Genomic DNA, 26,434 nt, shown 5'->3' on the forward strand with positions numbered 1-26,434 from the left:
CCCACGTCCGGCAGGATCTTCACATGACAGCGAAGAACCGCAGGCGGTGGAACCACAACATCCACTACCACCCCCGCATCCTCCGCGCGGTCCCCGACGGCGCCCGGCGCGCCCTCGACGTCGGCTGCGGCGAGGGCATGCTCGCCCGCGCGCTCCGGCGGACCGTGCCGCATGTCACCGCCATCGACCTCGACGCGCCCAGCCTCGATCAGGGGCGCGCGTACCAGGACGATATCGACTACGTCCTCGGCGATTTCCTCAGCCACCCGTTCGAACCCGCCTCGTTCGACGTCATCGCCTCGGTGGCCGCCCTGCACCACATGGACGCCACGACCGGCCTGACGCGCATGCGCGAACTGTTGCGGCCCGGCGGCGTCCTGGCCGTCGTCGGCGTCGCCCGCGACACCCTGCCCAAGGACCTGCCGCGCGTCCTTGCCGCCGTGGCCGTCGGTAAGGCCCATCGCGCCGTGAGGGGATACTGGGAGCACCCGTCCCCCATCGTGTGGCCGCCGCCGGTGACCTATCCGGAGATGCGGGCGCTGGCCGCCGGACTGCTGCCGGGCTCGCGGTACCGCCGTCACCTCCTGTGGCGCTACAGCGTCGTCTGGCACAAGCCGCGGGACTGAGCGGCCCGCTCACGCCCTTACCGCGACCGCCCGCGCCTTTACGGCGCGCGATCGCACCCTTACGGCACCCCCATCGCACCCTTACGGCGCTCCTCACGCCCTTACGGCCTTCACGCCCTTACGGTCTTCACCTTCTCACCGGGCCCGGTCCTCGGGACGGTGATGGTCACACACAGGCCGCGGGGCTCGTTGGGGGCGTAGTGGATCGTGCCGCCGCCCGCCGCGAGCAGGGCGCGGGTGATGGACAGGCCCAGACCCGAACCCGAGATGTTCTGGTGGCGGCTGCTGCGCCAGAAGCGGTCGCCGATGCGGGCGAGTTCCTCCTCGGTGAGGCCCGGCCCGCCGTCGGAGACGACGATCGCGACGCTGTCGCCCTCCGTCCGCGCCGAGACCTCCACATGCGCGCCCTCCGGCGTGAACTTCAGGGCGTTGTCGACCACGGCGTCCAGCGCGCTGGAGAGGGCCACCGGGTCGGCCCAGCCGGTGATGGCCGCCGGGCCGGTGTAGGCGAGCCCGACCTCCTCCCGTTCGGCCACCAGCAGCCAGGCGTCCACCCGGTCGGTCGCCAGCTCCGCGATATCGGTGAGCCGCAGATCCGCGGCGGAGTGCTCGGCCAGGGCGAGGTCGAGCAGATCGTCCAGGACGCTGGCCAGGCGCTTGCCCTCCGCGCGCACCGAGGCGATCTCCTCATGGCCGTCCGGCAGTTCCAGCGCCAGCAGCTCGATGCGCAGCAGCAGCGCGGAGAGCGGATTGCGCAGCTGGTGGGAGGCGTCGGCGACGAACGCCCGCTGCTGCTCGAGGACTTGTTCGACGTTGTCGGCCATCTCGTTGAACGAGCGGGCCAGCCGCCGCAGCTCCGGGGGCCCGGAGGCGGCCGCGACGCGTGACTGCATCTGCCCGGTGGCGATGTCATGGGTCGCGCCGTCCAGGACGCGCACCGGCCGCAGCACCCATCCGGTGAGCCGGACGGCGGCCCCCACGGCCAGCAGCATCGCGGCGGCTTCGCCCGCGCCGATGACGAGCCAGCCGTGCAGGATGCGCGACCGCATCTGGCCGGTGGGCGAGTCGGTGACGACGACGGCCACCACGTCCCCGTCGCGGACGACGGGAGAGGCCACGGTGAGCCTGCCCCGCTGCCAGGGCCACACCTGGGGCGGATCGTGGCTGCGGCGCCCGGCGAGGGCCTCGTCGAACGCCTGGGAGCTCTCGCCCGTGTCCGGCAGCCGCCAGCCGCCTGGTGCCTCGGCCATGGGCGGTGCGTCCCGCTCCCGGTAGAAGACCCCGGCCCGGATGCCGTACAGCTCGTGGTAGCGCTTGAGCTCGGCGCGCAGGGTGTCCAGCCGCTCGCCCCCCTCCGGGCCTGCCGACCCCGTCGGCCCGGCGCTGACGAACTGGGCGAGCGCGGCGAAGCGCGCGGTGTCGTCGATCCGGTCGACGACCACTCGCTGCTGTTCGCGGGCGGCCAGGCTCCCGGCGAGCGGGAAGCCGAGCGCGAGCAGCACGCCCGCCATGAGGACGATGAGAAGCGGGAGCAGCCGGGTGCGCACCGAGGGAGCCCCGGTCGCTCAGCGGGCCGGTGCGACGAGGCGGTAGCCCACCCCGCGCACCGTCTCGATCAGGGCGGGCATCCGCAGCTTGGAGCGCAGGGAGGCGATATGGACCTCCAGGGTGCGCCCCGTACCCTCCCAACTGGTGCGCCAGACCTCGCTGATGATCTGCTCCCGGCGGAAGACCACACCGGGGCGCTGGGCGAGCAGGGCGAGCAGATCGAACTCCTTACGGGTGAGCGAGACGGTCGTGCCGTTGACGGAGACCTGGCGGGTGGGCAGTTCGATGGTCACCGGGCCGAGCCGCAGCGGCGGATGGGGGCCGTCCGGGCCCTCCTCGGCGCCATGGCCCGGGTCGTGCGCGGCGGTGCGGCGGCTGACGGCGTGGATGCGGGCGAGCAGCTCCATGGTGTCGTACGGCTTGACCACATAGTCGTCGGCGCCGAGGTTGAGCCCATGTATGCGCGAGCGCACATCCGCCCGCGCCGTCACCATGATCACGGGCGTGGCGGTGCGCTTGCGGATCTTGCCGCACACCTCGAATCCGTCCTGGTCGGGCAGGCCGAGGTCGAGGAGCACCACGCCGAAGGGGGCGCCGGAGTCGGGCAGCAGCGCTTGCAGCGCCTCCTCGCCGCTGCGGGCGTGGGTGACCTCGAATCCGTGCCGGGAGAGCATGGCGGACAGGGCCGCGGCGACGTGGTTGTCGTCCTCGACGAGCAGCAGTCTCACCGGCCCCTCCGCCACCTTCCCGTCTCAAGGGGGACGCGCCCCGTACGCGTCCCCGTCACCATGGCTTCGAATGCGGCCATGAACATGGCCACAGGGCATCCACCCCGATCGACGGGCAGCCGTCAAGACGCATTCGGTCACACACTGGTTTCCGTTATGCAGCCGGTACGGCGAGCATCGTCCCGTTCACGCAGAGTGTCACGTCGCGGCCATATCGTTATCCTCAATTTCAGCTCAGATGTAATGACGCTGGTCGTGGGCGCTTATTAGTGTCCTCCCAACCGAGGAGGACGGAGCGAGACGCCGATGAGCGAAGTATCGGTGACCAAGGACGCCGCACCGGTGGCGAACGCGTTGGTTGCGTTGTCAGGAGTCAACAAGCACTTCGGCGCGCTGCATGTGCTCCAGGACATCGACCTGACCATCAGCCGCGGCGAAGTGGTCGTCGTCATCGGGCCGTCCGGGTCCGGGAAGTCGACGCTGTGCCGCACGGTCAACCGGCTGGAGACGATCGACTCCGGGTCCATCACGATCGACGGCAAGCCGCTGCCCCAGGAGGGCAGGGAGCTCGCCAGGCTGCGCGCCGATGTCGGCATGGTCTTCCAGTCCTTCAACCTCTTCGCGCACAAGACGGTGCTCGAGAACGTGATGCTGGGCCAGCTCAAGGTCCGTAAGACGGACAAGAAGACCGCCGAGGAGAAGGCCCGCACGCTGCTCGACCGGGTGGGCGTCGGAGCCCAGGCGGACAAGTACCCCGCCCAGCTGTCCGGCGGCCAGCAGCAGCGTGTGGCGATCGCCCGCGCCCTGGCCATGGACCCGAAGGTGATGCTCTTCGACGAGCCGACCTCGGCGCTGGACCCGGAGATGATCAACGAGGTGCTGGAGGTCATGCAGCAGCTCGCCCGGGACGGCATGACGATGGTCGTCGTCACCCATGAGATGGGCTTCGCCCGCTCCGCCGCGAACCGGGTGGTCTTCATGGCCGACGGCCGGATCGTCGAAGAGGCCGAGCCGGAGCAGTTCTTCAACAACCCCCGCAGCGACCGGGCCAAGGACTTCCTGTCGAAGATCCTGCACCACTGAGCCGAGCCGGCTCGGGCCGACCGCCGGCACGTTCGCCACTGCGTATCTGAAGCACGTACTGAACACAGAGGGATGGGCACCATGAGGATTCGTAAGACGGCCGCGGCGGCCACGGTGGTTCTCGCGCTGGCCGCGACGGCGACAGCCTGTGGCGGCGAGAAGGGCAACGCCGGGGACAAGCCGAAGGGCGGAGACGTCTTCACCGGCGACTACACGGTCGCGAAGGACGTGAAGATCGACTCGCCGACCCTGAAGGCGGCGCAGCAGCGCGGCAAGATCGTCATCGGCGCCAAGGCCGACCAGCCCTTCCTCGGGTTCCAGGACACCGAGGGCAAGCGCTCCGGCTTCGACATCGAGATCGCCAAGATGGTCGCCGCCGACCTCGGCTTCTCCGCGGACAAGATCACCTTCAAGACGGTGGACTCCAACGTCCGCGAGACCTCCATCTCCAAGGGCCAGGTCGACTACTACGTCGGCACCTACACCATCAACGACGAGCGCAAGAAGCAGGTCGGCTTCGCGGGCCCGTACTACCAGGCCGGTGCTGACCTGCTGGTCCGTATGGAGGACAAGGGCAAGATCACCGGCCCGGACAGCATCAAGGGCAAGAAGGTCTGCTCGATCGTCGGCTCCACCCCGCTCCAGGAGATCAAGAAGCCGAAGTACGGCGCCAAGACCACCGAGCTGAGCAAGTACTCGCTCTGCGTCAAGCAGCTGCTCGACGGCCAGGTCGACGCGGTCACCACCGACGACGCGATCCTCAAGGGCTACGCCGCCCAGCGCTCCAGCAAGCTCCACGTGGTCGGCAAGCCGTTCACCGAGGAGCCGTACGGCATCGGCATGAACAAGAACGACAAGGCGCTCCGCGACGCGATCACCGACTCGCTCGAGAAGCACATCAAGAACGGCGACTACAAGAAGGCGTACGAAGGCACGCTCGGCAAGTCCGGCTCCTCCTACGTCGCGCCGAAGACCCCCCTGCCCCGCTACTGAGCAGGGCCGCCCGTCCGCCCGTTCGCCTGTTCACCTCGAAGCCGGTGCGCTCCGCACGCCGCTGACCTGACCGCAACCGCGGAGAATCGATGAACGTACTCCTCGATCATTTGCCCCAGTTCCGGGAGGGGTTCCTGGGAACCCTCTCCATCACGGCGGCCAGCGCGGCGCTGGCCCTCGTGCTGGGGGTCGTCATAGCCGGCTTCCGGGTGTCGCCCATACCGCCGCTGCGGGCATTCGGGACGGCCTGGGTCACCCTGCTGCGCAACACCCCGCTGACCCTGCTGTTCCTGATCGCGTTCTTCGTGGTCCCGCAGATCTTCTTCCCGGGGACGAGCCCCTTCGTCCTCGCCATGGGGGCGCTGGGCTGCTACACGTCGTCCTTCGTCTGCGAGGCCGTGCGGTCCGGTATCAACACCGTGCCGCTCGGCCAGGCGGAGGCGGCCCGCAGCCTGGGGATGACCTTCTTCCAGACCCTCCGGCTGATAGTCCTCCCCCAGGCCACCCGGTCCGTGATTCCCCCCATGAGCAGCATCTTCATCGCGCTCACCAAGAACTCGGCCATCGCCGGGGCGTTCAGCAACACCGAACTGTTCAATGTCTCGAAGCTGCTGAGTGACAAGGGCTTCGCGATCGGCTGGATCTTCCTGTGGATCGCGCTGTGCTACCTGGTCATCACCTTCGCCATCAGCGGTCTCTTCCGGCTGCTGGAGAATCGCCTGGAGGTCGCCCGATGAGCTCGAGCGTCCTGTACGACGCGCCCGGCCCCAAGGCCCGCGTCCGGAACCGCGTCTTCACCGTCGTCGGCGGGCTGGCCGTCCTCGCGCTGCTCGTCTTCGCCGTGCTGCGGCTGAACGCCAAGGGCCAGTTCGCACCCGAGATGTGGGACATCTTCAACTACGCCGGGGTGCGGACCAGCATCCGCGACGGTGTGCTCACCACCCTGAAGGTGTTCGCGGTCGCGGCGGTCCTCTCGCTGGTCCTCGGCGTCCTGCTCGCCGTCGGCCGGCTCTCGGACCACAAGGCCGTCCGCTGGTTCGCGACCGGCTTCATCGAGCTGTTCCGGGCCGTCCCGCTGCTGATCACCATCTACGTGCTGTGGGTGCTCTTCCTGACCTACCGCTCGGACCTGGGCCTCAGCGGTGACAACACCGGCTTCTGGGCCCTGGTCATCGGACTGACCGTCTACAACGGCTCGGTCCAGGCCGAGGTGTTGCGGGCGGGCATCAACTCGGTGCCCAGGGGCCAGCGTGAGGCCGCCTACGCCCTGGGCATGCGCAAGACCCAGGTCATGATGACCGTCCTGGTGCCGCAGGCCGTAAGGGCGATGCTGCCGACCATCATCAGCCAGCTGGTGGTGACGCTGAAGGACACCTCCCTCGGTTATGTCATCACCTACCAGGAGCTGCTGTTCCAGCTTCAGCAGCTGGCCGGCAACACCGTCGTCAACGACGACAACCCCTACGTTCCGGTGATCATCGTCGGCGGCGCCATCTACATCGCGATGTGTCTGGCCCTCTCCGCCCTCGCTTCGTGGATCGAGCGGCGCGGCCGGCGCGCCAAGACCGGCATCCGGGTCGCGGGCGCCGAACAGCCGCTCGCGGCCGGCGACGCGCTCGACGTCGTCGACCAGTCGGCGGCCCCGGCGGACGCGTCCGCCGGAAAGACGAACTGAGGGGCCGTCCGGGGGACCGGGCGGGCAAGCGAGACCCTTACCAGGGCGGTGGCGCACGCGCCACCGCCCTTCGTCGCTTGACGCGGGCACCGGCAGTCGGTTGCATGCTTTCTGTGATCGCTCACCCGGGTTCAACTGCCAATTTCCGTACGTCACGTACGACCCGCAGGGCCACAGGAACCGCACCGTGGACCCGGTGATCGTCGCCGGGGCAGGCCCGGTCGGCCTCACCCTGGCCCTCGCCCTCGCGCACCTCGAAGTGCCCGTCATCCTGCTGGACGAGTCCACGGGCGGTGAGGAGAGCCGTCTCGCCCAAACGGTCGTGCTGCGCCCGGACACCGCCGGTCTCCTGGAGCGGCTGGGCTGCCGGGTCACCGCCCGTACGCGACCGTGGACCGGCTGGCGCACGATGCGGCGGCGGCAGCTGGTGCGGCAGGTGCCGCTCATCCCCGGCAGCCTCTTCGGCGGCGAGCGCGGCGCCGTCGGCTGGGACGGCGGCCTTACGGAGGCCATCGGCTCCCCCGACGGCGACGGGCCCGAGGACGCCTCGGCAGCGGCGCCGACGCCCTCACCGCTGCATCTGCCCCAGCACGAGCTCTCCCGGGCGCTGCGGGGCTCGCTGGCCGCCATCGGCGACGAGGACCTCGTCCGCATCATCTCCGGAACCCGGATCGACGACCTGGAGCAGGACGACCACGGGGTCGGGGTGCGCACCCGGGGCTCCCAGGCCACCTGGTGGCGGGGCAGCTATCTGGTGGGCTGCGACGGGCCGCGCTCGACCGTCCGCAAGCTCCTGGGCGTGCGCTTCCCGGGCCGTACGGCCGTGGAGCGGCACGCCGTCGCGGCGCTGCGCGCCGAACTCCCCTGGCCCGGCGAGGCCGTGCTGCACCGCTCCCCGCCCTGGCGCAGCATCGACGCGGAGGTGACCGCCAGGCCGCTGCCGCGCGGCCTGTGGCGGGTCGACTGGCTGCTGCCGCCCGGCCGCGATCTCGTCACCCCCGATGCCCTGATGGTGCGGGTGCGCGACACCCTCACGGGGTGGTGCGGGGATTCCGAGCCCCCCTATGAGCTGCTGGACACCGGCGTGCACACCGTGCACCACCGGCTCGCGCTGCGCTGGCGCGTCGGCCGCGCCTTCCTGGCCGGGGACGCTGCCCATCTGCTCGGCGCGCTCGGCACCCAGGGGCTCGAGGAAGGGCTGCGGGACGTCGACAACCTCGCCTGGAAGCTCTCCCTCGCCTGGCACCACGGGGCCTCGGAGGCCCTGCTGGACAGCTATCAGGCGGAGCGGCGCGGAGCCGTGAGCGCCCGCCTTCGCGCCGCGGACCAGGCGCTGCCGCTGGTGCGGGCGGCCGGCGGCTGGAGCGCGGTACGGCGCACCGTGCGGCCCGGCGGGGCGCGCGGGCACGACGCGCTGCTCACCGACGGTCACCTCGGGCAGGGCCCGCTCGGCGCGCCGCCGGTCTACGACCGGTCGCCACTGGCCCCCGTCACGCCGCCGGACGGCTCGGTCACGGTGGGCACGGCGCCCGGGGCGCCGGTCGCCGATGTGCCGGTGACCGCGCCGGACGGCTCGGTCGTACGGCTACGGGAGCGGCTCGGCCGGGAGCTGCTGGTGGTGTTGATCGCCCCCGGCACCGGGGTGTGGGACCGCCGCCACTGGATGCGGGCCGGGCTGATGCCGCGGCTCGCGGCGGCCGTCGCGGCGCTGCCCTTGCGCACCGAGCTGCTGGTCGCCGAGGCGTATCCGGGAGCCCCGGCGCACACCGTGCTGCTGGTGCGGCCGGACGGCCATCTCGCCGCGGCGCTGTCCGGGGTGCGGCCGGGCGCGCTGTACGCGTGCGCGGACGCGGCCCGGGGCGGGAACACGGCCAGAGGCGTACCGGCGGAGGCGAGCGCGCGGCAGTAGCGGCAGTAGCGGAGAAGTGGGGGGAGAGCGGGGCGACGGGGCACGCGCGGGCGCGTCCGGACGTGCGGCCCGTCTCCGGGAGCGCGGCCCGCCCCCTGGCGTGCGCGGCCCGCCCCCTGGCGTGCGTGGTCCGGGCGCGAGCCGGTGAGGTTGACCTTCCTTTCCGCCTCATGATTCACTTCGCACCGTGACCGACACATGCTTGCCTCGCTTCTGGCGGAGGGTCCATCTGGACCTGGTCCGCTACGCGGGATGTGTGTGTAGTCCGTCCTGTTGATCCAGTTCTTTTCCGCGCGGTACGGCCGCGCCCCTTTCGCGATCTCTCAGGACGGTTCTCTGTGCCCGACGTACGCACTTCCACCCCCGGTCCCGTGGGCCCTTCGACGGACCTCATCACGGACCCCGCATCCGGCGCCGGCGCTCCGCCGAGCGCCGCGGAACTGCTCGACTTCGCCCGCCGGACCGCCGCCGACGCCGAGCTCGTGGCCTCGCTTCCGCTCGATCCGGAGGGCCGCACCTGGCTGCGTCTCGACGGGCCCGGCGGCAGCGAAGCCTGGCTGATCGGCTGGCCTCCCGGCACCGGCACCGGCTGGCACGACCACGGCGGCTCCCATGGCGCCTTCGTCACGGCGGCGGGTGAGCTCGATGAGCAGTCGCTCGCCGCGCGTCTCCCCACCGAGGGCTGGAAGACCCTGGAGCTGGCCGACGGCGTGGACCGCGAGCGGCGGCTGCCCGCCGGGCAGGGCCGGGCCTTCGGATCGCATCATGTGCATGAGGTGATCAACCCGTCCGACACCGAGCATGCGGTGTCGGTGCACGCCTACTATCCGCCGCTGCCGCTGATGCGGCGTTACAGCCGCACCGGTCGGACGCTGCGGCTGGAGCAGGTCGAGCGGCCCGAGGAGTGGGGGTAATCGCGATGGGCACGACCAAACGGAGCGTGGACGAGCTGCTGGCCGAGGCCCGCGAGGAACTCGACCGGTTGGAGCCCCTCGACGCCGCGGCGGCGCAGGTCGAGGGCGCGCTGCTGGTGGACATACGGTACGCGGCGCTGCGGGAGCGCGACGGCACCATCCCGGGGGCGCTGATCGTCGAGCGGAACGAGCTGGAGTGGCGGCTCGACCCGCAGTGCGACCACCGGCTGCCCGAGGCCACCCATCACGGTCTGCGGGTCGTGGTGGTGTGCAACGAGGGCTACGCGTCCAGCTTCGCCGCCGTCTCGCTGCGCCGGCTGGGACTGGAGCGGGCGACCGATCTGATCGGCGGCTTCCAGGCATGGCGTGCGGCGGGCCTCCCGGTGCGCTGAGCGCTCCGTTGGAGGTGGCCGAGATGCCGTCGATCGTCCGCGGCGCCGTCGTAGCCGGTCGCGCCCACGCGGCGGAGCCGCATATCGACACAGCCCGCGCCCCTTCAGGGCGCCTCTCGAACTGAGAGCTGAGAGCCGACTTCCGCCGATCTGCTGAGCACCCCGGGTCCGGGATGTCGCACGGCCCAGGGGTCGTATGTCTCAGGTGTCACACACCTCGGGTGTCGCGCGGCCGGTCACCGCTCTTTCTGAGCAACCGACTTCACCGGGTTGACCGCCGAGCCGTCACAGCCCCGGACGGGGCAGCCGGGCCCAAAGGTCGGGAGCTGAGGCCCGGACAGAGGGCCATGGCTCAGGGGCCGGCCGGGGGCTCAGAGGTCGGGGAGATGGTGCTCCAACAGCTCCGGATCCTCTCCCTCCTCCTCCAGCGCGCGCCGCACCACCCGCAGCGCCAGCCCCTCGGAGTAGCCCCTACGGGCCAGCATCCCGGCGAGGCGGCGGATCCGCTTCTCCCGGTCCAGGCCCCGGGTGGCCCTCAGCTTGCGCTCGACCAACTCCTGCGCGGTCCGCTCCTCCTGATCGGCGTCGAGCTGCCCCACGGCATCGTCGATCAGAGCAGAGTCCACGCCCTTGGTACGCAGCTCACGGGCGAGCGCACTCCGGGCGAGCCCCCGGCTGTGGTGCCGGGACTCCACCCATGCCCCGGCAAACGCCGCGTCGTCGATCAGACCGACGTCCTCGAACCGGGACAGCACCTCCCGCGCCGCGTCATCGGGGATGCCCCGGGTGCGCAGCGCGTCCGCGAGCTGCTTACGGGTGCGCGGGGTCCCGGTGAGCAGGCGCAGGCAGATTGCCCGCGCCTGCTCCTCCGGGCCGAGCGGCGACCCCTGCTCGGCCCTCGACGAGGAGGGGGCGCCGCTGTCCGGACGGTCCGGGCGCTCCGGACGGCCTGGGCCGTCCGGCCATTCGGTCCGCCGCGTCATGGATCAGCTCTTGGCCGCGGCCGTCTTGGCCGCCTTCGCCCCGGACTTGGCAGCCGGGGCGGCCACGGCCTTCACCGGTGCCGCGGCGGTCACGCCCGCGGCACCCGTCGCGTCCGCGGTGGGCCCGGCGGCAGCCGGGTCCTGGGGCTTCACCCCGATGCCGAGCTTTTCCTTGATCTTCTTCTCGATCTCATTGGCGAGATCGGGGTTGTCCTTCAGGAAGTTGCGAGCGTTCTCCTTGCCCTGGCCGAGCTGGTCGCCCTCGTAGGTGTACCAGGCACCGGACTTGCGGACGAAGCCGTGCTCGACGCCCATGTCGATCAGACCGCCCTCGCGGCTGATGCCCTGGCCGTAGAGGATGTCGAACTCGGCCTGCTTGAAGGGCGGTGCGACCTTGTTCTTGACGACCTTGCAGCGGGTACGGTTACCGACCGCGTCGGTGCCGTCCTTGAGGGTCTCGATGCGACGGATGTCGATGCGCACCGACGCGTAGAACTTCAGCGCCCGGCCACCGGTCGTGGTCTCCGGGGAGCCGAACATCACGCCGATCTTCTCGCGCAACTGGTTGATGAAGATCGCGGTGGTCTTGGACTGGTTCAGCGCGCTGGTGATCTTGCGGAGCGCCTGGCTCATCAGCCGGGCCTGGAGGCCGACATGGGAGTCGCCCATCTCGCCCTCGATCTCCGCGCGCGGCACCAGGGCGGCGACGGAGTCGATGACGATGAGGTCGAGAGCGCCGGAGCGGACCAGCATGTCCACGATCTCGAGCGCCTGCTCGCCGTTGTCCGGCTGGGACAGGATCAGCGAGTCGGTGTCCACTCCGAGCTTCTGCGCGTAGTCCGGGTCGAGGGCGTGCTCCGCGTCCACGAAGGCGACCGTGCCACCCGCCCGCTGGGCGTTGGCCACCGCGTGCAGGGTCAGGGTCGTCTTACCGGAGGACTCGGGGCCGTAGACCTCGACCACCCGGCCACGCGGCAGACCGCCCACGCCGAGGGCGACGTCGAGAGCGGTCGACCCGGTGGGGATGACCTCAATCGGGTCGTTCGGCCGGTCGCCCATGCGCATCACGGCGCCCTTGCCGAATTGCCGTTCAATCTGTGCGAGCGCGGCGTCGAGGGCCTTCTCGCGGTCGGTTCCTGCCATGGGTCCCACCCGGTTTGCTTGAGTCGATCGCTTCACGTCCAAGACGCTAGCGCCTGCCACTGACAAGCGGCCCTGACGTCCCCGGCCTGTGGATAACCTGCCGGTCCTCCATAAGAATGGATGTTCGATTTTTGTGTCAACCACGCCGCGCCAACGCGGCGCGCATCCGCGCGAGGGCCGAGGCCCCGCGCCGGCGCGTGCGCCCGTGCACCCGGGGATCGTCGGTCACGTCGTAGCGCTTGATGTACGCGCCGAGGAACGCTTGCAGCGTCGCGGTCGCCGGAATCGCGATCAGCGCACCCACCGCGCCCAGCAGCGCGGTGCCCGCTATCACCGATCCGAAGGAGACGGCCGGGTGGATGTCCACCGTCCTGGCGGTGATCCTCGGCTGGAGCAGATAGTTCTCGAACTGCTGGTAGATCACGACGAAGATCAGGACCCAGAGCGCGTACCAGGGCTCTATGGTGAACGCGATCAGCATCGGCAGGGCCCCGGCCAGGTAGGTGCCGATGGTCGGGATGAACTGCGAGATCAGCCCCACCCACACGGCGAGCGCCGGGGCGTAGGGCACGCCCAGGGCCTCCAGCAGGATGTAGTGGGCGACACCGGAGATCAGCGCCATCAGCCCGCGGGAGTAGATGTAGCCGCCGGTCTTGGCGACCGCGATCTCCCAGGCGCGCAACACCTCGACCTGCCGGGTCGGCGGCAGGACCGAGCACAGGGCGCGGCGCAGCCGGGGTCCGTCGGCGGCGAAGTAGAACGCGAACAGAGTCACCGTCAGCGTCTTGAACAACCCGCCGAGCACCTGCGTGGAGACGTCCAGCACATTGTCGGCGCTGTTCTTGACGTAGCTCTGGAGCCAGTCGGAGTGCAGCAGGCTGTCCTGGATCTCCAGACGCGACAGATGCGTGTGGAACGTGTCGTTGATCCAGCTGACCACGTCGTCGAGGTACTTCGGGAAGTCCTGAACCATGGTCATGATCTGATCGGCGAGCATCGAGCCGAGCAGAGTGAAGAAGCCCGCGGCGCCGATGAGGATGGCGAGAAAGACCAGCCCCGTGGCCAGTCCCCGGCGCATCCCGCGGGCGGCCATCCGGTCCACGGCCGGTTCGATCGCGAGTGCCAGGAAGAACGCGATCAGGATGTTCAGCAGGAGCCCGGTCAGCTGGTCGAAGGCCCAGGTCGCCAGGCGATAACAGGCCACCAGGGCGAGCGCGAGCACCATGGCACGCGGCAGCCAGCGCGGCATGCGGGCGGGGGGTTGCGGGGGATCCGAGGAGGCCCGAGGGGCGCTCGGGGTGTCGTCGGCGTCGGAGGAGAGGGTCTCTTCGGTCGGGGCCACGGAGCAAGTGTGGCCTACACCGGCCGAAGAAATCCGGCCACCCCGGGAAGCCGGTGTTGCCGGGGAGGCCGGAGGGCCGCTCAGCGCTTGCTCTCGGGGATCTCCATCGCGGCGCAGACGCCGCGCCAGACGTCCTTGGCCTCCCAACCGGCGCTCAGCGCCTCGTGCACCGTCCGGCCGCCGAGTTGCGACATCACATGATCGCGCGCGAAGGAGTCGGCGTATGTCTCGCCGAAGTGATCCGCCATTCGCTGCCAGAAGTCCGTCAACCGCATGTGACCAGTATCGCGCTCCCGGGGGTGCACCCCGGCGTGAGCCCCCTACGGACCGTGTCTTCCGGCCTACGGTCTGTCCATGGATCGATCCGCAAGCCTCCCCTCCTCACCGTCGTCGCCCTCCCTCCCCACGCCCGGGTCCGCCGAGCCGGCCCAGCCCGCCGAGTCCTCCACGCTCTCCCGCGCCGAGCGGTTCGTCTGGCTGACCGCCCGCGTGCTGGAGCAGCGCAGATTCGCGTATCACTTCCTGGGCGGCGGCGCCGAGGCGGTCGAGACCGCGCTGGCCGCCTACCTGGGGCCCGATGGGGGCTACGGCCATGCGCTGGAGCCGGATCTGCGCGGCCCGGTGAGCCAGCCGTTGCACGCCGTGCACGCCTTACGGGTGCTCGACGAGATCGGGCGTTGCGGCGGGCAGCGGGTGGAGCGCCTGTGCCGCTATCTGACGTCCGTGTCCACCCCGGACGGCGCGCTGCCCATCTGCCACCCCTCGCCGCGCGGCTATCCGGCGGCCCCCTGGATCCCATCGGTGGACGATCCGCGCGGTGATCTGCTGACCACCGGGCCGGTGGTCGGGCTGCTGCACCGCAACGATGTATGGCATGCGTGGCTCTTCCGGGCCACGGACTTCTGCTGGGCGGCGGTCGCCGCCCTGGGCGAGGCCGGCGCGGCGGCGCGTCCGTACGAGATCGCGGCGGCCGTCGCCTTCCTCGACGGGGCACCGGACCGGGCGCGCGCCGAGGCTGCGGCCGAACGGCTCGGCCGCCGGGTGCGGGAGGAGAAGCTGGTCGTGCCGCCGGGGGCCCCCGAGCGCGCCGGGAGCCGCCCCCAGCCGCCGGAGCAGGACCCGGGCCCCGGCGAGTCCCTCCAGGTGCTCGACATCGTCCGTACGCCCGGCTCCCCGGCACGCCGGTGGTTCACCGACGCCGAGGTGGAGCGGTCCCTGGACGTCCTCGAGGCGGCACAGCAGGAGGACGGCGGCTGGCCGCCGCACCGGCGGGCGTGGACGCCCGGGGCCACGCTGGAGGGGCGATCGGTGGCGACCATCGAGGCGCTGCTGACGCTGCGGGCTCACGGACGGCGGATCTGAGCGGGGGCGTCCGTGGCGGTCACAGGGCCCGGACGCCGGCCGTGACGACGACGGCCACGGCGACCACCACCAGGAAGGGGGCGCGGAGCACCAGTGCGAGCGCCGCCGCCCCCAGCCCGGCCGCCCGTGCGTCCAGGAGGAGATGCCGTCCTTCGCTGAAGGTCTGCTGGGCGGTGAGGGCGGCCAGCAGGGCCACGGGCAGCAGCGCGGCCAGGCGCCTGACGAGCGGGCGCTCCAGGACTCCGGCGGGCACCGAGAGGCCCAGCAGCTTGACGAGGTAGCAGCCCACCGCGGTGACGCCGATGGCGATCCAGGTGGTCATCGGCGCTCACCCGGCTCCGTGCCGCGCGACATGTATCCGCGCACCGTAAGAACGGCGGGGGCGGCGAGCGCCGCCACCAGGACCGGGACCCCGGCGGGCAGCAGCGGCTGGCAGAGGAGCAGCAGCAGGACGCCGAGACCGGCCACGGCCCGTTCGACGGTGCCGCTGAGCATGGGAGCCAGCAGGGCGAGGAAGACGGCGGGCCCGGCGGCGTCCAGGCCCCAGGCGTCGGTGTCGCCGAGCGCGGAGGCGCCCAGGGCGCCGATCAGCGTGGTGAGGTTCCACAGGACGTACAGCGTCAGCCCGGTGACGGTGAAGCCGAGGCGCGCGGTGCGCCGGTCGGGCTGGGCGAGGGCGACGGCCGAGGTCTCGTCGATGACCCAGTGGGCCGCCAGGGGGCGCACCGCGCGCGGCAGCCCGAGGAGCCCGGACAGCCGCAGCCCGTAGAAGGTGTTGCGCACCCCGAGGAAGAACGCCCCGGCGGCGGCGGTGAACGGATTGCCGCCCGCCGCCAGCGCGCCCACGAGGGCGAACTGCGAGGCCCCGGTGAAGACGAGCAGGCTGAGCGCGCAGGTCTGGAGCACGCCGAGCCCGGCGCCCGCCGAGGTCACCCCGAAGGCGAAGCCGGAGAGCCCCACCGCGACACCGACGCCCAGGGCGTCACGGACAACGGCCGAGTCCGCCGGGGGTGCGGCGGACTCGGTTCGGATGTCTATCTGTTCTGGCACATCGTGCACGTTAGAAGAGCGCTTCGGATCCAGTCTTGTACGTTCTTGCGCGCTCCCGTCGGTAAGCGCCCGGAGGCACCCCCACGATGCGGGTGAAGTGACGGTTGAGGTGGGACTGGTCGGTGAAGCCGACGGCCATGGCCACCTCGGCGGGCGTGGTCCCGGCGTCCAGCAGCCGCCGGGCCCGGCGGACCCGGGCGTCGGTGAGCCAGGTGTGCGGCGGCATCCCATAGACGGCACGGAAGGCACGCAGAAGGGCGAAAGGGCCGGTGCCCAACTCGGCCGCCAGCCGTTCCAGGGATGGCGGATCCGCCATGCGCTCCTGGAGGATCGCGCGGGCGCGCGCCGCCGTCCGCGCACCCGCGGTGCGCGCCGTGCGCTCGGGGAGCGGGCCGCCATGCTCGCGCAGCAGCCGGGCGACGGCGATGCGCAGCAGGCTGTCGGCGGCGAGCGCGTTCCCCTCCTCGGCGGCCCGGTGCACCACGGTGACCAGCCGCGCGCTCTGGGGGTCGTCCACGCTGGGGACCCGGAATCCGGCCGTGCCGCGGAGCGTGGTCGTCTCGGCGGCGATCCCTGCGACCAGGTCCGCGGCCGGGTACAGCACGCTGTACGCCCACCCCTCGGGCGCCCCCGCCCGTCCGGTGTGCGGCACATCCGGGTTGATGAGCGCGAGCCCGCCGGGCCCGGCGCGCTCGATCACGCCGCGGTGGTGGAACTCCTCGACGCCCTCGGTGATCGCGGCGATCACGAAGGACTCGTGGGTGTGCCAGACGAAGGTCTTGTGGATGTAGCGGGCGCGCAGCAGATCGACGCCCGGAAGCTGGGGGTACCGCCAGTGCCGCGCGCTCTCCCGGGTGACCATGGCACCATTGTGCGCCCCCGCTCGGGCCCCCTCTGACCTGCGACTCCGCCCGTTGTCAGTGGTGCGGTGCACGATGGAGGGCATGGCAGGCTCGGCGCTCGACGGTTTCTCCCCGGCCACCCGCGGGTGGTTCACGGGGGCTTTCACCGCGCCCACGCCCGCGCAGGAGGGGGCGTGGCGGGCGATCGGTGCGGGGTCGGACGTCCTGGTCGTCGCCCCCACCGGCTCGGGCAAGACTCTGGCCGCCTTCCTGGCGGCCCTGGACAAGCTGGCCGGTGAGCCGCCGCCCGCCGAGGCGAAGAAGCGCTGCCGGGTGCTGTACGTCTCCCCACTGAAGGCCCTGGCGGTGGACGTCGAGCGCAATCTCCGCAGCCCGCTGACCGGTATCCGCCAGGAGGCGGTGCGGCTGGGCCTGCCCGAGCCGGAGCTCCGGGTGGGCACCCGCTCGGGCGACACCCCGGCCGCCGAGCGCCGCTCCCTGGCCACCCGCCCGCCGGACATCCTCATCACCACCCCCGAGTCGCTGTTCCTGATGCTCACCTCCGCCACCCGGGAGGCGCTGCGCGGGGTGGAGACCGTGATCCTCGACGAGGTCCACGCCGTCGCCGGGACGAAGCGGGGCGCCCATCTCGCGCTGTCCCTGGAGCGCCTCGACGAGCTGCTCGGGCGCCCCGCCCGGCGCATCGGCCTGTCCGCGACCGTGCGGCCGGTGGAGGAGGTGGCGCGGTTCCTGTCGCCGCGGCGCAAGGTGGAGATCGTCCAGCCGCCGTCGGGCAAGGAGTTCGACCTGTCGGTGGTCGTGCCCGTGGAGGATCTGGGCGAGCTGGGCGGCTCCCCGGTCCAGGAGGGCGAGACGGGCGAGCGGCCGTCGATCTGGCCCCATGTGGAGGAGCGGATCACCGATCTCGTCCAGGCCCATCGCTCCACCATCGTCTTCGCCAACTCCCGCCGGCTGGCCGAGCGGCTGTGCAACCGGTTGAACGAGATCGCCTACGAGCGGGCCACCGGTGAGGCCCTGCCCGAGGACCACTCCCCCGCCGAGCTGATGGCCGAGGCCGGTGCGGCCCGGGGCGCGCCCCCGCTGCTGGCCCGCGCGCACCACGGCTCGGTGTCCAAGGAGCAGCGCGCGCTGGTCGAGGAGGACCTCAAGGCCGGCCGGCTGCCCGCCGTCGTCGCCACCTCCAGCCTCGAGCTCGGCATCGACATGGGCGCGGTCGACTTGGTCGTCCAGGTCGAGTCACCGCCCTCGGTGGCCTCCGGTCTTCAGCGGGTGGGCCGGGCCGGCCACCAGGTGGGCGCGGTCTCCACCGGCGTCGTCTTCCCCAAGTACCGCGGCGATCTGGTGCAGGCCGCGGTGGTCACCGAGCGGATGCGCGAGGGCGCCATCGAATCGCTGCGGGTGCCCGCCAACCCGCTGGACGTGCTCGCCCAGCAGCTGATCGCCATGACCGCCATGGACACCTGGGACGTGGACGAGCTCCTGGCCCTGATCCGCCGGGCCGCGCCGTTCGCCTCGCTCCCGGAGTCGGCGTACACCTCGGTCCTCGACATGCTCGCGGGCCGCTACCCCTCCGACGCCTTCGCGGAGCTGCGGCCGCGCCTGGTGTGGGACCGCGTCGCCCATACGGTCACGGGCCGCCCGGGGGCGCAGCGGCTCGCGGTGACCTCCGGTGGCACCATCCCCGACCGCGGGCTCTTCGGCGTCTTCCTGGCCGGCGCCGACCCCAAGAAGGGCGGCGGGAGGGTGGGCGAGCTCGACGAGGAGATGGTGTACGAGTCGCGGGTGGGCGATGTGTTCACCCTGGGCACCACCTCTTGGCGGATCGAGGACATCACCCGCGACCGGGTCCTGGTCTCCCCCGCCCCCGGCGTCCCCGGCCGGCTGCCCTTCTGGAAGGGCGACCAGCTCGGCCGCCCCCTGGAGCTGGGCCGCGCCCTGGGCGCGTTCCTGCGCGAGGTCGGCGCGCTGGCGCCCGAGGACGCCCGGCTGCGGCTGCTGGCCGCCGGTCTGGACGCCTGGGCCGCCGAGAACGTCATCGGATACCTGGACGAGCAGCGCCGTGCCTGCGGGCATGTGCCGGACGACCGCACGATCGTGGTGGAGCGGTTCCGCGACGAGCTGGGCGACTGGCGCGTGGTGGTCCACTCCCCCTTCGGCGCGCAGGTCCACGCCCCCTGGGCGCTCGCCCTGGGCGCCCGTCTCTCCGAGCGGTACGGCATCGACGCCCAGGTCATGCACGCCGACGACGGCATCGTGCTGCGGCTGCCGGACGCCGATCTGATGGGCCTCGACCTCCTCGACACGGACCCGATGCGCCAGGGCGCGGAGTACGACACCGAGCAGTCCCCGGTGGGCGCGGCCGATGTCGCCTTCGACAAGGGTGAGATCGACCAGATCGTCACCGACCAGGTCGGCGGCTCGGCGCTGTTCGCCTCCCGGTTCCGCGAATGCGCCGCCCGCGCCCTGCTGCTGCCCCGCCGCGACCCCGGCAAGCGCACCCCGCTGTGGCAGCAGCGCCAGCGCGCCGCGCAACTCCTCCAGGTGGCCAGCGATTTCGGTTCCTTCCCGATCGTCCTCGAGGCCGTCCGCGAGTGTCTCCAGGACGTCTTCGACGTCCCCGGCCTCACCGAGCTGATGGGCGACATCGAGGCCCGCCGGGTCCGGCTGGTGGAGGTCACCACCCCCGAGCCGTCCCCCTTCGCCCGCTCGCTGCTCTTCGGCTATGTGGCGCAGTTCCTCTACGAGGGCGACTCCCCGCTCGCCGAGCGCCGCGCCGCCGCCCTCTCCCTCGACTCGCGGCTGCTGGCCGAGCTCCTGGGCCAGGCCGAGCTGCGCGAGCTGCTCGACGCCGACGTCCTGGCCGAGCTGGAGCACGAGCTCCAGTGGCTCACCGAGGACCGCCGGGTCAAGGACGCCGAGGGCGTCGCCGACGTCCTGCGGCTGCTCGGCCCGCTCACCGAAGCCGAGCTGGCCGAGCGCGGCGCCGAGCCCGGATGGGCCGAGGATCTGGCCGGCAGCCGACGCACCATCCGGGTCCGGATCGCGGGCGAGGACCACTGGGCCGCGGTGGAGGACGCGGGGCGGCTGCGGGACGCGCTCGGCACGGCGCTGCCGGTCGGCGTCCCCGAGGCGTTCACCGAACCGGTCAAGGACCCGCTCGGCGATCTGCTGTCCCGCTATGCCCGCACCCACGGCCCGTTCACCTCGGCGCGGGCCGCCGCCCGCTTCGGCCTCGGCGCGGCCGTCACGGAGGGCGCCCTGCACCGGCTCGCCGCGAGCGGCCGCGTCGTCCAGGGCGAGTTCCACCCCTCGGGGATGGGCCAGGAGTGGTGCGACGCCGCCGTGCTGCGCCGGCTGCGACGCCGCTCCCTGGCCGCGCTCCGCCATGAGGTGGAGCCCGTACCGCCCTCGGCACTCGCCGCCTTCCTCCCGCAGTGGCAGCATCTGGGCACCCACAGCCTGCGCGGTATCGACGGTCTGGTGCGCGCGATCGAGCAGCTCCAAGGCGCGCCCGTCCCCGCCTCCGCCCTGGAGAAGCTGGTCCTGCCGTCCCGGGTGAGCGACTACACCCCCACGATGCTCGACGAGCTCACCGCCTCCGGGGAGGTCGTCTGGGCCGGTGCGGGAGCGCTGCCGGGGAAGGACGGGTGGGTCACTCTGCACCTGGCCGACACCGCTCCGCTGCTGCTGCACACCCCGCACCCCCTCGAGGCGAGCCCCCTCCACCAGGCCGTCCTCGACGCATTGGCCGGGGGGTACGGGCTGTTCTTCCGCCAGATCGCCGGACAGGCCCGCGCCGCCGGGCACGAGTTCCAGGACCCCCAGCTCGCCGAGGCCCTGTGGGACCTGGTCTGGGCGGGCCTGGCCACCGGTGACACCCTCGTCCCGCTGCGCTCCCTGCTCGGCTCGGGCCGTACGGCGGGCGCCACCGCGCATCGCGCCAAGCGCACCGTCCCCCGGGGCCGCTATGGCGGCCTTACGGGCCGCACCGGACGGCCCACCGCCTCGCGCAACGGCCCGCCCACCGTCGCCGGGCGCTGGTCCCTGCTGCCGGAGCGCGAGTCCGAGCCCACCCACCGTGCCCACGCCCTGGCGCGCACCCTGCTCGACCGGCACGGCGTGGTCACCCGCGGGGCGGTCGCCGCCGAGGGGGTCGAGGGCGGCTTCTCCGCCGCCTACCGGGTACTGTCCGCGTTCGAGGAGACCGGCCAGGTCCGCCGCGGCTATGTGGTCGAGGGGCTCGGCGCCGCGCAGTTCGCGATGGACGGCGCGGTGGACCGGCTGCGCGCGGTCAGCACGGCCCGCGACCGCGCGGCGGCCCCCGCCTTCGACGGACAGCGGGGGCAGTCCCGGCGCGCGTTCGTGCTCGCCTCGGCCGACCCCGCCAACGCCTACGGCGCCGCCCTCCCCTGGCCCGATCCGCCCGCGGACGCGAGCCACCGGCCGGGCCGTAAGGCAGGCGCGATGGTGGTGCTCGTCGACGGAGAGCTGACGCTCTACATGGAGCGGGGCGGCAAGACCCTGCTCGCCTGGCCCTCGGGCGAGGCCGAGGCCGTCTCCCCCGAGGACGACACCCGGCTGTGGACGGCGGTGGAGGCGCTGGCCGAGTCCGCCCGCGCGGGTGCGCTCGGCTCCGTCACCGTCGAGCGCGTCAACGGCGCCCAGGCGCTCTCGTCCCCGATCGGCAGGCTCCTGGAATCGGCGGGCTTCCACCCGACCCCACGCGGATTGCGCCTGCGCCCCTGAACCCAACACGGATTCCCGCGCCCCTGAACCCCCACGCGGGTTCCGCCCGCGCCCCCGATCACACACCGACGCTGATCACGCAGCGCCCCTGATCGACAAGCGCTCCGCATGGCGCCCTTGCCCCCGAGGGTCCGCGGCGTTCCCGTATGCCCACGCCCACCCGCATCATGGATCCCATGCCCGAAGGAGACACCGTCTGGCAGACCGCACAGCGCCTTCACCAGGCCCTCGCGGGCGCCCCGCTCATCCGCAGCGACCTGCGCGTCCCCCGTCTGGCGACCGCCGACCTCACCGGCCGGCAGGTCCTGGAGGTCGTCCCGCGCGGCAAACATCTGCTGACCCGAGTCGAGGGCGGCCTGACCCTCCACTCCCATCTGCGGATGGACGGCTCCTGGCAGGTGTACGGGCCCGATGAGCGCTGGCGTGGCGGCCCGCACCACCAGATCCGGGCCATCCTCGCCACCGCCGCCCACACCGCCGTCGGCTACCGCCTCCCCGTCCTGGAACTGCTGCGCACCGGCGACGAGGACCGGATCGTCGGCCATCTCGGCCCCGATCTCCTCGGCCCCGACTGGGATCCGGACGAGGCGCTGCGCCGGCTGCTCGCCGATCCGGCCAGGCCCCTGGGCGAAGCGCTGCTGGACCAGCGGAACCTCGCCGGGATCGGCAATGTCTACAAGTCCGAGCTGTGCTTCGTACTGCGGGTGTCGCCCTGGCTGCCGATCGGCGAGGTGCCCTCCCCCGAACGCCTGGTGGCCCACGCGAAGAAGCTCCTGGAGGCCAACAGGAACCGGCGTGCCCGGGTCACCACGGCCGAGCCGCGCCGCGACCGCCGGCTGTGGGTGTACGGGCGGCCGGGGCGGCCCTGCCTGCGCTGCGGTATACCGGTGCGCGCCGCCGACCAGGGGCGCGCGGGTCAGGAGCGCTCGACCTTCTGGTGCCCGAGCTGCCAGGCGGGGCCACAGGGGCCCGGGCCCGGCCCGTCCTGACGCGGAGGGCCTCCCTGACGGGGACGACGCCCTCCCCTTCTCGGCGAGGGCCCGCAGTGCACCGGCAGCAGGCTCAGTCCCCAGCCGCCGACCGCGAACGCCCCCTCCACCGGCCCGGCCTCTCCCGGCTGTATCGCCAGCCGCAGCACCGACCACCACCAGACACCGCCCAGAGCGAGCGCGAGCACCCACCGGACCGGCCTGAGGCCCCGGGTGTCGGCCCCTCCGACGGCTGCCATGACTGCCTCCTTCGGGCGACGCCAGACGCCTGTTCGCACACGGCGGGAGGGCGCACAGGAGGCACGTCGGCGCGTGTCGGACACTCGCGTTCCCCCCAGTTTGCCCAGCCGGGCCATATGGCGCACCCAGAGCGGGTCGCCGAGCCGGAACCCCGGTCGAAGAGCAGCCTCCCCCCGGGCCCGGAACCGACGCCTCAAGCGTCAGTGCCCGTCAGCGCCCCGAGGGTCGGTCCTCGGGCCCACCCGGAGCCTTCAAGCCCGCCTCGGGCCCGCCGGGGCCGAGCCCGCCCCGGGCCCGAATCCGCCTCAGTCCCCAGCCCTCTCAGCCCTCAGCCCCCTCAGCCCTCAGCCGCGCTTGCCGCCGTTCTCCGCCTGGAACATCCAGTGGTGCTTCTCCAGGTCCCGGGTGAGCTCGATGAGAATGTCCTGGGTCACCGGGTCCGGTTCGTCGGTCGCGCGGATACGTTCGCGCATCCGCCCGATCACCGCTCCCAGGGCGTCCACGAGCGTCCGGATGGCCTGCGTGTCTTCGGTCCAGCCGTCCTTGACCGTATGGACACCGCTGGTCGCGGCGACCGTCTGAGCCCGTCCGTCCGGCGGCACCCCGAGCGCCGAGGCCCGCTCCGCCACCGTGTCGGCATACTCCCTGGTCGACGCCACGACCTCGTCGAGTTGCAGATGGATCGTGCGGAATCGCGGGCCCACGACCGTCCAGTGGATCTGCTTGCCCACCAGGTGGAGGTCGACCAGGTCGACGAGTGCGCCTTGCAGCGCGTCGGCGACGACCTTGAGGTGCTCCTCCGGCAGTGGGCTCTTCACCACAGACATTCGCTTTCCTCCTGTTCGACCGTTCGGCCCCCCTTGATTGCCTCTCCTCATGCGGGGTGACCCGAATCCGGCCGGACAAACTCGGGCCGGAGAAACTCCGGCCCGACAAACATCGAGGCCCCGACCCGGTATCGCTACCGGCCGGGGCCTCGAAGAGCTCTGGGGATGTCGTGGGGATCCCAGGCACGGCCTGGGCTTCGCAGGCTCTCAGGCCGCCACGACGTCCACGGCTTCCTTGGGCGGCTTGATGGTGACCCGCTCCTCCGGGACGCCCGTCACGGACGTCACGGAAACGGGGTTGAGCACGGGCCGCATGGGCGCCGGCACCTTCTCGGTGGTGGACGCGGCCGACTCGGCCAGCTCGGCGAGCGAGAGCTCGTCGCTGACCTCGCGCATGACCTGCGACATCCGTACCTCCAGGGCGTCGCAGATCGCCGACAGCAGCTCGGACGAGGCTTCCTTCTGGCCGCGCTCGACCTCTGACAGATAGCCGAGCGACACCCGGGCGGAGGAGGAAACCTCGCGCAGAGTACGGCCCTGGCGCTGGCGCTGCCGGCGCAGCACGTCACCCAGCAGGCGACGGAGCAGAATCATCGCTGGCTCCCTCCTCGGACCTCGGATCCGGATCCTTCACGCCCCACCGTACCGCCTCCGGCTGTACCCGTGCGGGGAGCGATGTCGTGTTCACTCAGGGCTGCAAACATCAAATCCCGCCGTGTTGTTCCGTATCCTTTGCCCCTGCGGTCGCGATCAATTCGCTGAACAGCAGCTTGACTGCGGCCTGGACGGTCTGTCCGCGGATTCCGGCACGGTCTCCTTCGAGCCGCAGCGCCGCCGCGGCCATCGCGTCCGAGGGCCCCGCGACGGCCACATGAACGGTGCCCACGGGCTGACCGTCCTGCGGTGTGGGACCGGCCACACCGGTGGTGGCCACGCCCCAGTCCGCGCCCAGCGCACGCCGTACCCCCCGGGCCATCTGCCGGGCCACCTCGGCGTCGACCGCGCCGCGCTCGGCCAGCAGGGCACCGTCCACACCCAGCAGCTCGCGCTTGAGCTCGGTGGCGTACGCCGTCACCGAGCCGCGGAAGGAGCGGGAGGCGCCGTCCACCGAGGTCAGCTCGGCGGCCACCAGACCTCCGGTGAGCGATTCGGCGACGGCCAGGGTCTGTCCGCGCCGCTCCAGCAGCGCCAGCACCTCGGCCGCCGTTCCACCGTCGCTCACTTCGTGGTCTCCTCCGTCGTCCGGCCCGCCCTGCGCAGCACGATCGCCTGCCGGATGTAGTCCAGGCCGGTGACCACCGTAAGGATCACGGCCACGGCCATCATCCAGAACCGCAGCGAGGCCAGTGGCCCGGTCAGCACCAGGATGTACATCCCGACGGCGGTGCCCTGCGCGAGCGTCTTCAGCTTTCCGCCCCGGCTGGCCGGAATGACCCCGATCCGGATCACCCAGAACCGCATCAGTGTGATCCCGATCTCACGGAAGAGGATCACGCCCGTCACCCACCAGGGGAGGTCGGACAGGGCCGACAGACAGATCAGCGCCGCACCCATAATCGCCTTGTCCGCGATCGGATCGGCGATCTTCCCGAAGTCGGTGACCAGGTTGTAACGGCGGGCCAGATGACCGTCGAAAAGATCGGTGATCATCGCGATGGCGAACGCCGCCCAGGCGAAGGAGCGCCACACCGGGTCGTACCCGCCATTGTGCAGCATCAACAACACAAACGCGGGCACCAGGAGCAGCCGCACCATGGTGAGGATATTGGCGATGTTCCACAAACTGGCGGGCCCGACCGCGGCGGCCGCCGGGCGGCGGTGGCCTCCCGCGGCGGAGGCCGGGACACCCGTCATCTGTCCGCCTCCCCGGTGGACGCGCCGCCGCCCTGTCGTTCCAGCGGCACAAGCGGCTCCGCGACGAGGTCCACTCCCTCCGTCGCGATCACCTTCGCTTCGACCATACGGCCCACCTCCGGCTCCCCGTCGGTGCCGAGCAGCGTCTGGCCATCGGTCTCCGGCGCCTGGTGGGCGCCGCGGCCGAGCACCGCCCCGGTCTCGTCGATCTCCTCCACCAGCACCTCGACGACCTCGCCGAGCCGCTCCTCGGCCCGCTGGGCGGTCAGCTCCTCCGCGAGCCGCGAGACGCGCTCCAGACGCTCCGCGACCACTTCGGGGTCGACCTTGTTCTCGTAACCGGCGGCTTCGGTGCCGTCCTCGTCCGAGTACCCGAAGACGCCGATCGCGTCCAGCCGCGCCTCGCTGAGGAAGCGCTCGAGCTCGGCCAGGTCCTCCTCGGTCTCACCGGGGAAGCCGACGATGAAGTTCGACCGGGCGCCGGCCTGCGGCGCCTTGCCTCTGATCGTCTCGAGCAGCTCCAGGAACCGGTCGGTGTCGCCGAAGCGGCGCATGGCGCGCAGCACCCCGGGCGCCGAGTGCTGGAAGGACAGGTCGAAGTACGGCGCGACCTTCTCGGTCGAGGTGAGCACGTCGATCAGCCCGGGGCGCATCTCGGCGGGCTGGAGATAGCTGACCCGGATCCGCTCGATGCCGTCCACCGCGGCCAGCTCCGGCAGCAGCGTCTCCAGCAGCCGGATGTCCCCGAGGTCCTTGCCGTACGAGGTGTTGTTCTCCGAGACCAGCATGACCTCCTTCACCCCCTGCTCGGCCAGCCAGCGGGTCTCGCCCAGCACATCGGAGGGGCGGCGGGAGATGAAGGAGCCGCGGAAGGACGGGATGGCGCAGAACGAGCACCGCCGGTCGCAGCCGGAGGCCAGCTTCACCGAGGCGACCGGGCTGCTGTCCAGTCTGCGGCGCAGCGGGGCCCGTGGCCCGGAGGCCGGGGCCACCCCTTGGGGCAGGTCCTCGGGCGCGGTGTCCTGGGCGTGGCCGGGCAGCGCCACCGAGGTGGCGTCCTGCCGCTCGGCCGGGCTGATCGGCAGCAGCTTGCGGCGGTCGCGCGGGGTGTGGGAGGCGTGGATGCCGCCGGAGAGGATGGTCTGCAAGCGGCCGGAGATGTCGGCG

The 26,434-nt window shown here is 72.0% G+C and carries 25 protein-coding genes and 1 pseudogene; 12 read left to right on the forward strand and 14 right to left on the reverse strand.

Features of this window, described 5'->3' with window-relative positions; all coding sequences use genetic code 11:
* Nucleotides 1-23 precede the first annotated feature (23 nt).
* On the forward strand, nucleotides 24-626 hold the full coding sequence (locus NQU54_RS18230; RefSeq protein WP_257631980.1) for a class I SAM-dependent methyltransferase: 603 nt from the start codon (nucleotides 24-26) through the stop codon (nucleotides 624-626).
* Nucleotides 627-736: 110 nt separating this feature from the next.
* Here the strand turns inward: NQU54_RS18230 and NQU54_RS18235 are convergent, their stop codons facing one another.
* A complete protein-coding gene (locus tag NQU54_RS18235) occupies nucleotides 737-2,173 on the reverse strand; it encodes a sensor histidine kinase (RefSeq protein ID WP_257631981.1) in 1,437 nt (478 codons plus the stop codon).
* Between the two features lie 18 nt (nucleotides 2,174-2,191).
* Nucleotides 2,192-2,902: a response regulator transcription factor gene (locus NQU54_RS18240; RefSeq protein WP_069867887.1), complete on the reverse strand. Its 711-nt coding sequence runs from the start codon at nucleotides 2,900-2,902 to the stop codon at nucleotides 2,192-2,194.
* A gap of 306 nt (nucleotides 2,903-3,208) precedes the next feature.
* Between NQU54_RS18240 and NQU54_RS18245 the strand changes: the two genes are divergently transcribed.
* From NQU54_RS18245 to NQU54_RS18275, 8 genes are all read left to right on the forward strand, one after another.
* Nucleotides 3,209-3,985 (forward strand): amino acid ABC transporter ATP-binding protein, encoded by a 777-nt coding sequence (locus NQU54_RS18245; RefSeq protein ID WP_069867888.1) that lies wholly within the window; start codon nucleotides 3,209-3,211, stop codon nucleotides 3,983-3,985.
* A gap of 81 nt (nucleotides 3,986-4,066) precedes the next feature.
* Nucleotides 4,067-4,978 carry a glutamate ABC transporter substrate-binding protein gene (locus NQU54_RS18250; RefSeq protein ID WP_257631982.1) on the forward strand — a complete coding sequence of 304 codons (912 nt, stop codon included), beginning with the start codon at nucleotides 4,067-4,069 and terminating at the stop codon, nucleotides 4,976-4,978.
* An 89-nt stretch (nucleotides 4,979-5,067) separates the two neighbouring features.
* The gene (locus NQU54_RS18255) at nucleotides 5,068-5,715 is read left to right on the forward strand and encodes an amino acid ABC transporter permease (protein ID WP_257631983.1); all 648 of its coding nucleotides are present in this window, start codon (nucleotides 5,068-5,070) and stop codon (nucleotides 5,713-5,715) included.
* Nucleotides 5,712-6,653 carry an amino acid ABC transporter permease gene (locus tag NQU54_RS18260; RefSeq protein ID WP_257631984.1) on the forward strand — a complete coding sequence of 314 codons (942 nt, stop codon included), beginning with the start codon at nucleotides 5,712-5,714 and terminating at the stop codon, nucleotides 6,651-6,653. The genes NQU54_RS18255 and NQU54_RS18260 overlap by 4 nt, the downstream gene beginning before the upstream one ends.
* Before the next feature lie 187 nt (nucleotides 6,654-6,840).
* Nucleotides 6,841-8,562, forward strand: coding sequence for an FAD-dependent monooxygenase (locus NQU54_RS18265; protein ID WP_257631985.1), 1,722 nt, complete (start codon nucleotides 6,841-6,843; stop codon nucleotides 8,560-8,562).
* A 187-nt stretch (nucleotides 8,563-8,749) separates the two neighbouring features.
* A complete protein-coding gene (locus NQU54_RS50110) occupies nucleotides 8,750-8,839 on the forward strand; it encodes a putative leader peptide (protein WP_313905906.1) in 90 nt (29 codons plus the stop codon).
* Between the two features lie 94 nt (nucleotides 8,840-8,933).
* The gene (locus tag NQU54_RS18270) at nucleotides 8,934-9,476 is read left to right on the forward strand and encodes a cupin domain-containing protein (protein ID WP_167503590.1); all 543 of its coding nucleotides are present in this window, start codon (nucleotides 8,934-8,936) and stop codon (nucleotides 9,474-9,476) included.
* A gap of 5 nt (nucleotides 9,477-9,481) precedes the next feature.
* Nucleotides 9,482-9,868 (forward strand): rhodanese-like domain-containing protein, encoded by a 387-nt coding sequence (locus NQU54_RS18275; protein ID WP_069867892.1) that lies wholly within the window; start codon nucleotides 9,482-9,484, stop codon nucleotides 9,866-9,868.
* A gap of 371 nt (nucleotides 9,869-10,239) precedes the next feature.
* Here the strand turns inward: NQU54_RS18275 and recX are convergent, their stop codons facing one another.
* The 4 genes from recX to NQU54_RS18295 form a co-directional block, all read right to left on the reverse strand.
* Nucleotides 10,240-10,851, reverse strand: a complete 612-nt coding sequence (gene recX, locus NQU54_RS18280) for a recombination regulator RecX (protein WP_100805978.1) — start codon at nucleotides 10,849-10,851, stop codon at nucleotides 10,240-10,242.
* Between the two features lie 3 nt (nucleotides 10,852-10,854).
* Nucleotides 10,855-11,994: a recombinase RecA gene (recA, locus tag NQU54_RS18285; protein ID WP_257631986.1), complete on the reverse strand. Its 1,140-nt coding sequence runs from the start codon at nucleotides 11,992-11,994 to the stop codon at nucleotides 10,855-10,857.
* Between the two features lie 136 nt (nucleotides 11,995-12,130).
* Nucleotides 12,131-13,336 (reverse strand): AI-2E family transporter, encoded by a 1,206-nt coding sequence (locus NQU54_RS18290; RefSeq protein WP_257631987.1) that lies wholly within the window; start codon nucleotides 13,334-13,336, stop codon nucleotides 12,131-12,133.
* 80 nt (nucleotides 13,337-13,416) lie between these two features.
* Nucleotides 13,417-13,611, reverse strand: a complete 195-nt coding sequence (locus NQU54_RS18295) for a DUF3046 domain-containing protein (RefSeq protein ID WP_069867895.1) — start codon at nucleotides 13,609-13,611, stop codon at nucleotides 13,417-13,419.
* 79 nt (nucleotides 13,612-13,690) lie between these two features.
* Between NQU54_RS18295 and NQU54_RS18300 the strand changes: the two genes are divergently transcribed.
* Entirely contained in the window at nucleotides 13,691-14,698 is a 1,008-nt protein-coding gene (locus NQU54_RS18300) for a hypothetical protein (RefSeq protein ID WP_257631988.1), read from the forward strand.
* 19 nt (nucleotides 14,699-14,717) lie between these two features.
* On the opposite strand, the gene NQU54_RS18305 is transcribed toward NQU54_RS18300, so the two are convergent.
* The 3 genes and pseudogenes from NQU54_RS18305 to NQU54_RS18315 form a co-directional block, all read right to left on the reverse strand.
* Nucleotides 14,718-15,020: an AzlD domain-containing protein gene (locus tag NQU54_RS18305; protein WP_069867897.1), complete on the reverse strand. Its 303-nt coding sequence runs from the start codon at nucleotides 15,018-15,020 to the stop codon at nucleotides 14,718-14,720.
* The gene (locus NQU54_RS18310; protein ID WP_257631989.1) at nucleotides 15,017-15,757 is read right to left on the reverse strand and encodes an AzlC family ABC transporter permease; all 741 of its coding nucleotides are present in this window, start codon (nucleotides 15,755-15,757) and stop codon (nucleotides 15,017-15,019) included. The genes NQU54_RS18305 and NQU54_RS18310 overlap by 4 nt, the downstream gene beginning before the upstream one ends.
* A 2-nt stretch (nucleotides 15,758-15,759) precedes the next feature.
* Nucleotides 15,760-16,610, reverse strand: a pseudogene (locus NQU54_RS18315) (AraC family transcriptional regulator); the annotation flags it as partial.
* An 82-nt stretch (nucleotides 16,611-16,692) separates the two neighbouring features.
* Between NQU54_RS18315 and NQU54_RS18320 the strand changes: the two are divergent.
* Both NQU54_RS18320 and NQU54_RS18325 read left to right on the forward strand, forming a co-directional pair.
* Nucleotides 16,693-21,357 carry an ATP-dependent helicase gene (locus NQU54_RS18320; protein ID WP_257631991.1) on the forward strand — a complete coding sequence of 1,555 codons (4,665 nt, stop codon included), beginning with the start codon at nucleotides 16,693-16,695 and terminating at the stop codon, nucleotides 21,355-21,357.
* A 176-nt stretch (nucleotides 21,358-21,533) separates the two neighbouring features.
* On the forward strand, nucleotides 21,534-22,346 hold the full coding sequence (locus NQU54_RS18325) for an Fpg/Nei family DNA glycosylase (RefSeq protein WP_257631992.1): 813 nt from the start codon (nucleotides 21,534-21,536) through the stop codon (nucleotides 22,344-22,346).
* A gap of 584 nt (nucleotides 22,347-22,930) precedes the next feature.
* Here the strand turns inward: NQU54_RS18325 and NQU54_RS18335 are convergent.
* The 5 genes from NQU54_RS18335 to NQU54_RS18355 form a co-directional block, all read right to left on the reverse strand.
* Nucleotides 22,931-23,413, reverse strand: a complete 483-nt coding sequence (locus NQU54_RS18335) for a Dps family protein (RefSeq protein WP_069867901.1) — start codon at nucleotides 23,411-23,413, stop codon at nucleotides 22,931-22,933.
* Between the two features lie 207 nt (nucleotides 23,414-23,620).
* A complete protein-coding gene (locus tag NQU54_RS18340; protein ID WP_069867902.1) occupies nucleotides 23,621-24,007 on the reverse strand; it encodes a helix-turn-helix domain-containing protein in 387 nt (128 codons plus the stop codon).
* 109 nt (nucleotides 24,008-24,116) lie between these two features.
* A complete protein-coding gene (locus NQU54_RS18345; RefSeq protein ID WP_079259193.1) occupies nucleotides 24,117-24,635 on the reverse strand; it encodes a CinA family protein in 519 nt (172 codons plus the stop codon).
* Nucleotides 24,632-25,267, reverse strand: coding sequence for a CDP-diacylglycerol--glycerol-3-phosphate 3-phosphatidyltransferase (pgsA, locus tag NQU54_RS18350; protein ID WP_069867904.1), 636 nt, complete (start codon nucleotides 25,265-25,267; stop codon nucleotides 24,632-24,634). The genes NQU54_RS18345 and pgsA overlap by 4 nt, the downstream gene beginning before the upstream one ends.
* Nucleotides 25,264-26,434, reverse strand: a 1,171-nt coding sequence (locus tag NQU54_RS18355; RefSeq protein ID WP_257631993.1) for a MiaB/RimO family radical SAM methylthiotransferase, incomplete at its 5' end; no start/stop codon positions are given. The genes NQU54_RS18355 and pgsA, both read right to left, overlap by 4 nt.

The sequence above is a fragment of the Streptomyces malaysiensis subsp. samsunensis genome (assembly GCF_024519315.1).
Taxonomy (GTDB): domain Bacteria; phylum Actinomycetota; class Actinomycetes; order Streptomycetales; family Streptomycetaceae; genus Streptomyces; species Streptomyces malaysiensis.